Genomic DNA, 12,399 nt, shown 5'->3' on the forward strand with positions numbered 1-12,399 from the left:
TGACGCCACACGTTCGCCACCGCCGCGCCGCGCATTAGGGCATCCTAATATAGGTTAGGCTACCCTAGTTATTCCTGTGGTCGAAGGAGGCAGCCGAACGTGACCTTCCCGATGTGGTTCGCAGTTCCGCCGGAAGTGCCGTCAGCATGGCTGTCCACCGGCATGGGCCCCGGTCCGCTGCTGGCCGCGGCCAGGGCGTGGCACGCGCTGGCCGCGCAATACACCGAAATTGCAACGGAACTCGCAAGCGTGCTCGCTGCGGTGCAGGCAAGCTCGTGGCAGGGGCCCAGCGCCGACCGGTTCGTCGTCGCCCATCAACCGTTCCGGTATTGGCTAACCCACGCTGCCACGGTGGCCACCGCAGCAGCCGCCGCGCACGAAACGGCCGCCGCCGGGTATACGTCCGCATTGGGGGGCATGCCTACGCTAGCCGAGTTGGCGGCCAACCATGCCATGCACGGCGCTCTGGTGACCACCAACTTCTTCGGTGTCAACACCATCCCGATCGCCCTCAACGAGGCCGACTACCTGCGCATGTGGATCCAGGCCGCCACCGTCATGAGCCACTATCAAGCCGTCGCGCACGAAAGCGTGGCGGCGACCCCCAGCACGCCGCCGGCGCCGCAGATAGTGACCAGTGCGGCCAGCTCGGCGGCTAGCAGCAGCTTCCCCGACCCGACCAAATTGATCCTGCAGCTACTCAAGGATTTCCTGGAGCTGCTGCGCTATCTGGCTGTTGAGCTGCTGCCGGGGCCGCTCGGCGACCTCATCGCCCAGGTGTTGGACTGGTTCATCTCGTTCGTGTCCGGTCCAGTCTTCACGTTTCTCGCCTACCTGGTGCTGGACCCACTGATCTATTTCGGACCGTTCGCCCCGCTGACGAGTCCGGTCCTGTTGCCTGCCGGGCTGACCGGGCTTGCCGGGCTCGGTGCGGTATCGGGGCCGGCCGGACCAATGGTCGAACGTGTGCACTCCGATGGTCCCAGCCGGCAAAGCTGGCCTGCGGCCACCGGAGTCACCCTGGTGGGTACCAACCCGGCTGCCCTGGTTACCACGCCCGCACCCGCTCCGACCACGTCCGCGGCACCGACGGCACCGTCGACTCCCGGATCCAGTGCCGCCCAAGGCCTTTACGCGGTCGGTGGTCCCGACGGGGAAGGGTTCAACCCGATCGCCAAGACGACAGCACTCGCCGGTGTTACCACCGATGCCGCCGCACCTGCCGCCAAACTGCCCGGCGACCAAGCTCAGAGCAGCGCCAGCAAAGCAACAAGACTGCGGCGACGTCTCCGGCAACACCGCTTCGAGTTTCTGGCCGACGACGGCCGCCTGACCATGCCAAACACACCGGAGATGGCAGACGTCGCCGCCGGCAACCGTGGATTGGATGCGCTGGGGTTCGCCGGCACGATCCCAAAATCGGCGCCCGGATCAGCGACCGGGCTTACTCACCTAGGCGGCGGATTCGCCGACGTCCTGTCGCAGCCGATGCTTCCGCACACGTGGGACGGGTCAGATTAAACGTTGAAGTACTTGGCTTCCGGATGGTGCAGGACGAACGCGTCGGTCGACTGTTCGGGATGCAGCTGTAATTCCTCGGATAACGTCACACCGATGCGTTCGGGCTCCAGCAGCGCCATCATCTTGGCGCGGTCCTCCAGATCCGGGCATGCGCCGTAGCCGAAGGCAAAGCGAGCACCGCGGTAGCCGAGCTTGAAATAGTCTTCTTTCGCCTCCGGATCCTCGGCCGCCATCGCCCGATCCCCGGAGAACTTGAGCTCCTCACGGATCCGCCGGTGCCAGTACTCGGCCAGCGCCTCGGTGAGCTGCACGCCGATACCGTGCACCTCCAGGTAGTCGCGGTAGGCGTTGGACGCGAACAGCTCGTTGGCGAAATCCGCGATCGGCTGACCCATGGTCACCAGCTGGAACGGCAGCACGTCAACCTCGCCACGCTCGGCGGCCAGCTCCCGCGAGCGGATTAAATCGGCAATGCACAAAAACCGACCGCGCTGCTGGCGCGGGAAGTGAAACCGGTAGCGCACCGGGGCGTCGGGCTTGGGCTCGGTGAGCACCACGATGTCGTTGCCCTCGGACACCGCCGGGAAATAGCCGTACACCACGGCGGCGTGCGCCAAGATGCCGTCGGTGGACAGCCGGTCCAACCAGTACCGCAGCCGCGGCCGGCCCTCGGTCTCGACGAGATCTTCGTAGGACGGACCCTCACCGCCGCGCTGGCCGCGTAAACCCCACTGGCCCAAAAACAATGCGCGCTCATCGAGCAGACCGGTGTAGTCGGCCACCGCCAGGCCCTTGACGATCCGCGAACCCCAGAACGGCGGCGCCGGGACCTCGATGTCGGCCGCGACATCGGAGCGTTCGGGCACCTCGACTGGTTCTTCGGCGGCTTTGCGCTGTGCGGCAATGCGTTTGGATCGCTGGTGGCGGGCCTTACGTTCGGCTTCTTTCTCACGCGCCTTAATGGCTTCCGGGCTGTTTTCGTCGGGCGCCTCGCCGCGCTTGGCGCTCATGATGGTGTCCATCAACTTCAGGCCCTCGAAAGCGTCTCGCGCGTAATGCACTTCGCCCTGGTAGATCTCGGCCAGGTCGTTTTCGACATAGCTGCGCGTCAACGCCGCGCCGCCGAGCAGCACCGGGAACTTTTCGGCGACTCCCCGGGTGTTCATCTCCTCGAGGTTTTCCTTCATCACCACGGTCGACTTCACCAGCAGGCCCGACATGCCGACCACGTCGGCGCTCTTGTCCTCGGCGACTTCGAGGATGGTGGCGATTGGCTGCTTGATGCCGATGTTGACCACTTCGTAGCCGTTGTTGCTCAAGATGATGTCGACCAGGTTCTTGCCGATGTCGTGCACGTCGCCCTTGACGGTGGCCAGCACGATGCGTCCCTTGCCCGAATCGTCGTCCGAGCGCTCCATGTGCGGTTCCAGATACGCGACGGCGGCTTTCATTACCTCCGCCGACTGCAGCACGAACGGCAGCTGCATCTGGCCGGAGCCGAAGAGCTCGCCGACCGTCTTCATGCCGGCCAGCAGATGTTCGTTGATGATCTGAAGCGGCGGCTTTTGCGTCATCGCCTCGTCGAGATCGGCGTCCAGGCCGTTGCGCTCGCCGTCGACGATGCGTTGGGCCAGCCGTTCGAACAGCGGCAGCCCAGCTAGTTCAGCCAGTCGGTCCTCTTTCGAGGAGGCCGCCGACACGCCTTCGAACAGCCGCATCAGCTCCTGCAGCGGATCGTAGTCCTCGCGGCGGCGGTCGTAGACCAGATCCAGGGCGACGTTGCGTTGCTCCTCGGGAATCCGGTTCATCGGCAGGATCTTCGACGCGTGCACGATCGCCGAATCCAGCCCCGCTTCTTGGCATTCGTGCAGGAACACCGAGTTGAGCACCTGGCGCGCTGCGGGATTGAGACCAAACGAGATGTTGGACAGACCAAGTGTGGTCTGCACATCCGGGTGGCGCTTTTTCAGTTCGCGGATCGCCTCGATGGTCTCGATGCCGTCGCGGCGGGACTCCTCCTGACCGGTGGCGATGGTGAACGTCAAGGTGTCGATGAGGATGGATGATTCGTCGACGCCCCAGTTGCCGGTGATGTCGTTGATCAGCCGCTCGGCGATCTCGACCTTCTTCTGCGCGGTGCGGGCCTGGCCCTCTTCGTCGATGGTCAGCGCGACCACCGCCGCGCCGTGCTCGGCGACCAGCGCCATGGTCTTGGCAAAGCGCGATTCCGGGCCGTCGCCGTCCTCGTAGTTCACCGAGTTGATCGCGCAACGGCCACCCAGATGCTCCAAACCCGCCTGCAGCACCGCGGTTTCGGTGGAGTCCAGCATGATCGGCAGCGTCGAGGACGTGGCCAGCCGGCTGGCCAGCGCCTTCATGTCGGCCACACCGTCGCGGCCCACGTAGTCCACACACAGGTCCAGCAGGTGGGCGCCGTCGCGGGTCTGGTCCTTGGCGATGTCCAGGCACTTCTGGTAGTCCTCGGCGATCATCGCCTCACGAAAACCCTTGGAGCCGTTGGCGTTCGTTCGCTCCCCGATCACCAGAACCGAGGCGTCCTGGGCGAACGGGATTGCGGTGTACAGCGACGACACCGACGGCTCGTAGCTGACCTGTCGCTCGGGACGCTTGATGTTCGCAACCGCGGCAGCCACTTCGCGGATATGGGCCGGGGTGGTGCCGCAGCAGCCACCGACCAGCGAGAGCCCGAACTCGGCGATGAAGCCGGCCAGCGCCTCGGCCAATTCGTCGGGCAGCAACGGATATTCGGCGCCCTTGGCGCCCAGCACCGGCAACCCGGCGTTGGGCATCACCGACACCGGGATGCGGGCGTGCCGGGACAGGTGGCGCAGGTGCTCGCTCATCTCGGCCGGACCCGTCGCGCAGTTCAAGCCGATCATGTCCACACCGAGCGGCTCGACAGCGGTCAACGCCGCCCCGATCTCGCTGCCCAGCAGCATGGTGCCGGTGGTCTCGACGGTGACGTGGGCAAACACCGGAATGTGCCGCCCGGCCCGCGTCATCGCCCGCCGCGACCCCAACACCGCCGCCTTCAGCTGCAGTAGGTCCTGGCAGGTTTCCACCAGGATGGCGTCGGCTCCGCCGTCCAGCATGCCCAGCGCGGCCTCGGTGTAGGCGTCGCGGATCACCGCGTATTCGGTGTGGCCCAGAGTCGGCAGCTTGGTGCCCGGCCCCATCGACCCCAGCACGTAGCGCTTGCGGTCGGGACTGCCCAGCTCGTCGGCCACCCGGCGTGCGATCGCGGTGCCCTTCTGTGATAGATCGCGGATCCTGTCGGCGATGTCGTAGTCGCCGAGGTTGGACAGGTTGCAGCCAAACGTGTTCGTCTCGACGGCGTCGGCGCCCGCTTCGAAATAGTTGCGGTGAATGGTTTCCAGCACGTCAGGGCGGGTTTCGTTGAGGATCTCGTTGCAGCCCTCCAGGCCGCGGAAGTCGTCGAGCGTGAGGTCCGCGGCCTGTAGTTGGGTTCCCATTGCACCGTCGCCGACCATCACTCGCTGCGACAAGACGTCGAGCAGATCGGTGTCGTAGAGGTGCTTGTCGGCCGCAGTCACATGGCAAGGATAGTCGGCCTATGAAATTTCCTCAGTCGTTGACAGCGCTCTGCCAGGTACCGCGACGTCGCATCGGTCACAGCTGCCACAAGAGTCTCAGCTGAGGCAGGCACACAACGTGCCCACCTCAGCGCGACAAAGCGTGGCCATCGCTACTAGCCGGGCCGCCTCAGACGACGTGCACGGTTCGCATCGTCGCCCGGGTGGACGCCGTAGGCTGACCAGGTGACCCCATCGGAGGGCAACGCACCGCTGCCCGAACTGCACAACACCGTCGTCGTGGCTGCGTTCGAGGGCTGGAACGACGCCGGCGACGCGGCCAGCGATGCCGTGGCACACCTGGCGGCCAGCTGGCAAGCACTGCCGATTGTCGAGATCGATGACGAGGCCTACTACGACTACCAGGTCAATCGGCCGGTCATCCGCCAAGTCGATGGGGTTACCCGGGAACTGCAGTGGCCGGCCATGCGGATCTCGCACTGCCGCCCACCCGGCAGCGACCGCGACGTGGTGTTGATGTGCGGGGTGGAGCCGAATATGCGCTGGCGCACGTTTTGCGACGAGTTGCTGGCGGTCATCGACAAACTCAACGTGGACACCGTGGTGATCCTGGGGGCGCTGCTGGCCGACACCCCACACACCCGGCCGGTGCCGGTCTCGGGCGCGGCCTACTCCGCGGCGTCGGCGCGGCAGTTCGGCCTTCAAGAAACACGCTACGAGGGCCCCACCGGCATCGCCGGCGTCTTCCAATCTGCCTGTGTGGGGGCCGGCATCCCGGCGGTGACGTTTTGGGCGGCGGTGCCGCACTATGTGTCGCACCCACCGAACCCGAAGGCGACGATTGCGTTGCTGCGCCGGGTCGAGGACGTGCTCGACGTCGAGGTGCCGTTGGCGGACCTGCCCGCACAGGCCGAAGCGTGGGAGCGCGAGATCACCGAGACGATCGCCGAAGATCACGAGCTGGCCGAGTACGTGCAGACGCTGGAACAGCACGGCGACGCCGCGGTGGACATGAACGAGGCTCTCGGCAACATCGACGGCGACGCGCTGGCCGCCGAGTTCGAGCGCTATCTGCGCCGGCGCCGCCCGGGGTTCGGGCGCTAGAGGGAGGTTGCGCTGCGGCGGACGACGGTGTCAGCCGGGCGGCCCAGGATCGCCGGAATCACCCTGAGTGCCCGGAGCGCCGGCTTTGCCGGGATTCGTGCCTGTCGACGTACCACCGCCGGCACCAGCCTCGCCGCGCGCACCGCCGCCGCCGCCGGCCCCGCCCTCGCCGCCGCTGCCCATGGCGCCGTGGGCGCCCGAGTGGCCACTGAGCCAGCCGCCCGCCCCGCCCGCGCCACCGGCACCGCGGGCACCTCCGGCGCCGCCGGTGCCACCATCGCCACCATCGCCGCCGTCACCGCCGCGGCCACCGAAGGCGTTACCACCCCCAAAGGCGCTGGCAACGCCGCCGCCACCGGTCCCGCCGGCCCCTCCCCCACCGCCCACACCGCCGGCACCGCCAATGCCGCCGGCACCGCCAGCCCCGCCGTCACCGATCAGCAGCCCGCCGGCCCCGCCAGCCCCGCCCGCGCCGCCGGCACCACCCATGCCGCCAGAGGCTCCGGTATTCCCGTTGCCGCCGAAGCCACCGCGGCCACCTTGGGCAAAGCCCCCAGTGAACTCGTCGGCGAACCCACCTTTCCCGCCGTCGCCACCGAGGCCGCCGGGAGCGCCGGCGCCTCCGATGCCGCCATTGCCACCGGCGCCGCCGGCCCCGCCGTTACCGATCAATCCCGCACTGTTGCCGGCCCCACGGTCCTGACCGGCGGCACCCGCCCCACCGTGCCCGCCATTGCCATACAGCAATCCACCCGGCCCACCGGGCTGGCCCGGCCCGCCGTTAGCGCCGTCGCCGATCAACGGCCGGCCAACAATGCCTGGGTGGGCGCATTGACGGCATTGAGCACTTCGTGTGCCAACGTGGCGTTGGCGGTCTCGGCGGCCGCGTACCACCCGCCACCCGAGGTTAGGGCCGCGACAAACTGCGCGAGATACGCGGCCGCCTGCGCGCTGATCTGTTGGTATTCCTGCGCATTCGCGCCGAACAGCGCCGCGATAGCCATCGACACCTCGTCGGCGGCGGTCGGCCGCCAACGCCGTCGTCGGGCCTGCCACGAGCGCATTGGCCGCGCTGATCGCCGAACCGATCCCCGCCACATCTGCGGCGGCCGCGGTCAGAAAGAAGGTTGCGCGATTACGAACGACATGTAGTCTCCAACCGTTTACGGCCGCCCGGCAAGGACCTAACGAACCGTTAAGTAGGCGGCGACAGCGCGAACGCTACCGTGACCGCACTCGCGCGACCCCACACTAGGAAGCAGCACTAATGATTTTCTTATCTTCTCCGCAGCATCGACGGCGCCAGCCGACGTTGCGGTGTGTGCGGGTACGATTCCGGTGGAGTTGCCGCCACCCCTAGAGTGGGCGAGGATCGCAAGAGCAAATTCCGCGCCGGTAGGACAACGATAGGACCGCCATTACGAAGCCGCCCGAGACTCCTGAATTGAGCGCGGCCTCACAGCGTGTCGACGCCTTCGGCGAAGAGGCCGGCTATCACAAAGGCCTCAAGCCCCGACAACTGCAGATGATCGGGATCGGCGGCGCGATTGGGACCGGCCTGTTCCTCGGCGCCGGCGGCCGGCTTGCCAAGGCCGGACCTGGGTTGTTCTTGGTGTACGGCGTGTGCGGGGTTTTTGTCTTCCTGATCCTGCGGGCGCTGGGTGAGCTGGTGCTGCACCGTCCGTCGTCAGGCTCGTTTGTGTCGTATGCACGTGAATTTTTCGGCGAGAAGGCCGCTTACGCGGTGGGCTGGATGTACTTCCTGCACTGGGCGATGACGTCGATCGTGGACACCACCGCGATCGCCACCTACTTGCAGCGTTGGACGATCTTCACGGTGGTCCCGCAATGGATTCTTGCCCTGATCGCCTTGACGGTGGTGTTGTCGATGAACCTGATTTCGGTCGAATGGTTCGGCGAGCTGGAGTTTTGGGCCGCGCTGATCAAGGTTCTCGCGCTGATGGCGTTCCTAGTGGTGGGAACCGTTTTTTTGGCCGGGCGATACCCCGTCGACGGCCACAGCACCGGATTGAGCTTGTGGAACAACCATGGCGGGCTGTTCCCGACAAGCTGGCTGCCGCTGCTGATCGTTACCTCGGGAGTGGTGTTCGCGTACTCAGCAGTCGAATTGGTAGGGACGGCGGCCGGGGAGACCGCCGAGCCGGAGAAGATCATGCCGCGGGCGATCAATTCGGTGGTCGCTCGCATCGCGATCTTTTATGTCGGGTCGGTGGCCCTGCTAGCGCTGTTGCTGCCGTATACCGCCTACAAGGCCGGCGAGAGCCCGTTCGTCACGTTCTTTTCCAAAATCGGTTTCCACGGTGCCGGTGACTTGATGAACATCGTTGTGCTTACCGCCGCGCTGTCGAGCCTGAACGCGGGGCTGTATTCGACCGGCCGCGTCATGCATTCGATCGCGATGAGCGGCAGCGCCCCAAGGTTCACCGCGCGAATGTCGAAAAGCGGTGTGCCCTACGGCGGGATCGTGTTGACCGCGGTCATCACCCTGTTCGGTGTCGCGCTGAACGCCTTCAAGCCCGGTGAAGCCTTCGAGATTGTGCTCAACATGTCCGCGCTGGGCATCATCGCGGGTTGGGCCACCATCGTGCTGTGTCAGCTTCGACTTCACAAGCTGGCCAACGCCGGGATCATGCAGCGGCCGCGGTTCCGCATGCCCTTCTCCCCCTACAGCGGCTACCTCACCTTGCTCTTCTTGCTTGTCGTGCTGGTTACGATGGCGTCCGACAAACCGATCGGCACCTGGACGGTGGCGACACTGATTATTGTCATTCCGGCCCTGACCGCAGGCTGGTACCTGGTACGCAAGCGTGTCATGGCCGTCGCCCGCGAAAGGCTGGGTCATACCGGGCCATTTCCGGCGGTCGCCAACCCGCCCGTGAGGTCAAGAGACTGATGCTTCGAAGAGGTGAATCGATCATCCGCAACCGTTACGCCAGTAAGCCACCACTGTACGGAATGGCAATGGTCTTCTTGGCCATGGCCGTCGTCGCCGTGACCGCGTACTTTCGCATGGGCTGGTGGTCGATCATCGGTTACGCCGCCGCTGCCATTATCGGAGTGATCGGGTTCGCACTCGCCTTCCGCGACCTGTCCTGAATCGAGCGCGGCAGAACCTCTAGGAATTCTCGAGTGATTCGGTGTAGGCGCTGGCAAAGCGGCCGAGCGCGGCGACCTCGGCATCCATCTGGGGCATCAGCTTGGCAACGGTGTTGCGGATGGGACGTTGGCCTACCCGGGTGGACAACAACGGCTTGAGCCAACGGAACAGGGCCACCCAGCCCGGGCAGTACACGCGATCTTTTCGGCCCTCAATGCCGTTGACGAATGCGGCCGCACACTTGTTGACCGACGTGGTCTTGTTCAACGGCCAAGGGAGGCGCGCCAGCAATTCGGCGAACGCAGGCAGGTCGGCCTTGGTATCGCGAACCAACGCGGTGTCGATCCACGACATGTGCGCCGAGCCGACGCTGACGCCCAGGTGTGCGACCTCGAGTCGCAACGCGTTGGCGAAGTGCTCGTTACCCGCCTTCGACATGTTGTAGGGCGCCATCCCGGGCGGCGCCGCGAACGCGGCAAGCGACGAGACGATCAATACGTAACCGCGGCGGTCGATCAGCGCGGGCAACGTCGCCCGCACCGTGTGGAAGTTACCCAGCAAATTGACGTCCAACACCCGCCGGAACGCCTGCGGGTCGACCTTCAGCACGGAGCCGTAGCTGGCGATGCCGGCGTTGGCCACGACGACGTCGATGCCGCCGAATCGTTCGACGGCCGTCTCGGCTGCGGCCTGCATGGCGGGCAGGTCGCGCACGTCGGCTACCACGGTGAGTAGGCGGTCGTCGCCGCCGAGTTCGGCGCCCATCACCGCCAGCTCTGATTTGCTCAGGTCGGTCAGCACCAGTTTGGCGCCCTTGTTGTGCAGCCGACGGGCGACCTCAGCCCCGATTCCCCGGGCAGCACCGGTAATGAAGACGACCTTGCCTTGCAGCGATGTCATGGCCGAAAACGTACCGCCGCGCCGGCTACAGGTCCACCCCGAGCAGGGCATCGATCGCCGTCGCCACCAACTTCGGCGCCCCGGCATCGTGGCCGCCGTACTCCACCGCATCGGTGACCCAACCATCCAGTGCGGCAATCGCTTTGGGCGTATCGAGATCGTCGGCCAGGTAGCGGCGCACCCGAGCGACAACGTCAACTGCGGCCGGACCGGCGGGAAGTGCGGTTGCGGTGCGCCAACGGTGCAGCCGGGCGGTCGCCTCGTCAAGCACCTGCTGGCTCCAGAACCGATCGGCTCGGTAGTGTCCGGCGAGCAAACCCAGCCGAACCGCCGATGGCTCAACGTCCTGCGCACGCAGCGCCGACACCAGCACGAGGTTGCCGCGGCTCTTTGACATCTTGTGCCCGTCCCAGCCGATCATCCCGGCATGCACGTAGTGCCGCGCGAATCGCCGTTCGCCGCTGACACATTCGGCGTGCGCAGCGGTGAACTCGTGGTGCGGAAAGATCAGATCGCTACCACCGCCCTGGATGTCGAGGCCGCTTCCGATACGACTGAGCGCGATGGCTGCGCACTCGACATGCCAGCCTGGCCGGCCAGGCCCGAACGGGGACGGCCAGCTGGGCTCACCGGGCCGCGCGGCCCGCCACAACAACGCGTCGAGTTCGTCGCTCTTGCCGGGGCGCCGCGGATCGCCGCCACGTTCCTCGCACAGCCGCAGCATGGTGTCACGGTCATACCCTGACTCGTAGCCGAACTGCAGGGTGGCGTCAGCGCGGAAGTAGATGTCCTGGTACTCTCCCATTTCCCGGTCTATGACATAGGCCGCCCCGCACGCCAGCATTTTTTCGATGAGCTCGACCATTTCAGCAATCGCTTCGGTGGCCCCCACGTAGTCTTGCGGTGGTAGCACCCGCAGCGCCGCCATGTCCTCACAGAACAGGGCGACCTCGGCTTGGGCAAGGTCACGCCAGTCGACACCGTCGCGATCCGCGCGCTCAAATAGTGGATCGTCGATGTCGGTGATGTTCTGGACATAGTGCAATTCATGACCGAGATCCAGCCACAGCCGATGGATCAGGTCGAACGTCACATAGGTGGCAGCATGGCCCAGATGCGTGGCGTCGTAGGGCGTGATCCCGCAGACGTACATGGTGGCCTTAGATCCGGGCGCCACCGGACGGACCTGCCGGTCGGCGCTGTCGTACAGCCGTAGCTGCGGGCCTCGTCCCGGCAACACCGGAACCGGTGGGCAATACCACGACTGCATGTCCTCGACTCTAAACGGCCCGGTGACTCCAGCCTTTCTGAGCAGCCCGCGCGCCGATCAGCGCCACGCGTCGGCGATGGCACCGAGCAGGATCGGCGCCACCTCGGCTCGACACATCAGCAGATCCGGCAGGTAGGGGTCCAGTTGGTTGTATCGCAGCGGCGAGCCATCGAGTCGTGACGCGTGCATGCCGGCGGCCAACATCACCCCAGCCGGCGCCGCGGAATCCCACTCCCATTGGCCTCCGGCGTGCAGGTAGGCGTCGACGTAGCCGTCAATGACGGCCATCGCTTTGGCGCCCGCCGAACCGATCGACACCGGTTGGATCGCCAGCGTCTGGCGGATGCGGTGCAGGACTGCCGGTGGCCGGGTGGCGCTGACGGCAATCCGCAAGGTGCCAGGAACGCCGGCCGGCGCGGCGCCGGAAGTCACCGTATCGGTGCGGTACACCACGTTGCCACGGGCCGGCAACGCCACCGCGGCGTCGGTGATCTCGGGCTGGCCATTGGAGGAACGCCGCCACAGCGCAATGTGTACCGCCCAGTCGTCGCGACCCGGTGTGGAGAACTCGCGGGTGCCATCCAACGGGTCAATAATCCACACCCGATCGGATTTCAGCCGGGCCAGATCGTCGTGGGCCTCCTCACTGAGCACTGCGTCACCCGGCCGTTCGGCCTGCAGCCGTCGCAACAGCAGCGAGTTAGCCTGGCGGTCACCGGCTTCCCCGAGCGTCCATGGCTGATCGAAACCGATCTCCGCACGCACCTGGAGCAACAGCTTTCCCGCGTCCGCCGCCAGGTCGGCGGCCAGCTCGGCGTCAGTCAGGTCGTCCGTCAGATCAGGTGCGGCAGGGCTCACCACTTCAGTATCGCCGAGCTGAACGCAGGCATTTGACAATGGGGCTTCACATC

Annotated in this window: 10 protein-coding genes; 4 read left to right on the forward strand and 6 right to left on the reverse strand. The window is 66.0% G+C overall.

Annotation, left to right across the window (positions count from 1 at the left end; translation table 11 throughout):
• Positions 1 to 99 precede the first annotated feature (99 nt).
• Positions 100 to 1,521, forward strand: a complete 1,422-nt coding sequence (gene ppe37, locus FF952_RS11240) for a heme-iron acquisition protein PPE37 (RefSeq protein WP_003411053.1) — start codon at positions 100 to 102, stop codon at positions 1,519 to 1,521.
• Here the strand turns inward: ppe37 and metH are convergent.
• A complete protein-coding gene (gene metH, locus FF952_RS11245; RefSeq protein WP_031653886.1) occupies positions 1,518 to 5,096 on the reverse strand; it encodes a methionine synthase in 3,579 nt (1,192 codons plus the stop codon). The genes ppe37 and metH overlap by 4 nt on opposite strands.
• Before the next feature lie 225 nt (positions 5,097 to 5,321).
• Between metH and FF952_RS11250 the strand changes: the two genes are divergently transcribed.
• The gene (locus tag FF952_RS11250) at positions 5,322 to 6,200 is read left to right on the forward strand and encodes a PAC2 family protein (protein WP_003411060.1); all 879 of its coding nucleotides are present in this window, start codon (positions 5,322 to 5,324) and stop codon (positions 6,198 to 6,200) included.
• 30 nt (positions 6,201 to 6,230) lie between these two features.
• Here FF952_RS11250 and FF952_RS11255 read toward each other — a convergent pair whose 3' ends face one another.
• Complete coding sequence (locus FF952_RS11255; RefSeq protein ID WP_003411064.1) at positions 6,231 to 7,001, reverse strand: PGRS repeat-containing protein; 771 nt, start codon at positions 6,999 to 7,001, stop codon at positions 6,231 to 6,233.
• Positions 6,998 to 7,264 (reverse strand): PE family protein, encoded by a 267-nt coding sequence (locus FF952_RS11260; protein ID WP_003411067.1) that lies wholly within the window; start codon positions 7,262 to 7,264, stop codon positions 6,998 to 7,000. Before FF952_RS11260 ends, FF952_RS11255 begins: the two co-directional genes overlap by 4 nt.
• A gap of 380 nt (positions 7,265 to 7,644) precedes the next feature.
• On the opposite strand from FF952_RS11260, the gene FF952_RS11265 reads away from it, so the two are divergent.
• On the forward strand, positions 7,645 to 9,114 hold the full coding sequence (locus FF952_RS11265) for an amino acid permease (protein WP_003411072.1): 1,470 nt from the start codon (positions 7,645 to 7,647) through the stop codon (positions 9,112 to 9,114).
• Positions 9,114 to 9,317 carry a hypothetical protein gene (locus FF952_RS11270; protein WP_003411082.1) on the forward strand — a complete coding sequence of 68 codons (204 nt, stop codon included), beginning with the start codon at positions 9,114 to 9,116 and terminating at the stop codon, positions 9,315 to 9,317. The genes FF952_RS11265 and FF952_RS11270 overlap by 1 nt, the downstream gene beginning before the upstream one ends.
• Before the next feature lie 19 nt (positions 9,318 to 9,336).
• Here FF952_RS11270 and FF952_RS11275 read toward each other — a convergent pair whose 3' ends face one another.
• From FF952_RS11275 to cysQ, 3 genes are read right to left on the reverse strand one after another with little or no spacing between them, the layout of a single operon-like run.
• Positions 9,337 to 10,218 (reverse strand): SDR family oxidoreductase, encoded by an 882-nt coding sequence (locus FF952_RS11275; RefSeq protein WP_003411086.1) that lies wholly within the window; start codon positions 10,216 to 10,218, stop codon positions 9,337 to 9,339.
• Between the two features lie 25 nt (positions 10,219 to 10,243).
• Complete coding sequence (mshC, locus tag FF952_RS11280; RefSeq protein ID WP_003411091.1) at positions 10,244 to 11,488, reverse strand: cysteine--1-D-myo-inosityl 2-amino-2-deoxy-alpha-D-glucopyranoside ligase; 1,245 nt, start codon at positions 11,486 to 11,488, stop codon at positions 10,244 to 10,246.
• A gap of 57 nt (positions 11,489 to 11,545) precedes the next feature.
• Positions 11,546 to 12,349, reverse strand: coding sequence for a 3'(2'),5'-bisphosphate nucleotidase CysQ (cysQ, locus tag FF952_RS11285; protein ID WP_003411096.1), 804 nt, complete (start codon positions 12,347 to 12,349; stop codon positions 11,546 to 11,548).
• Between the last annotated feature and the right edge of the window lie 50 nt (positions 12,350 to 12,399).

Source organism: Mycobacterium tuberculosis complex sp. N0072 (assembly GCF_030323725.1).
Lineage (GTDB): Bacteria > Actinomycetota > Actinomycetes > Mycobacteriales > Mycobacteriaceae > Mycobacterium > Mycobacterium tuberculosis.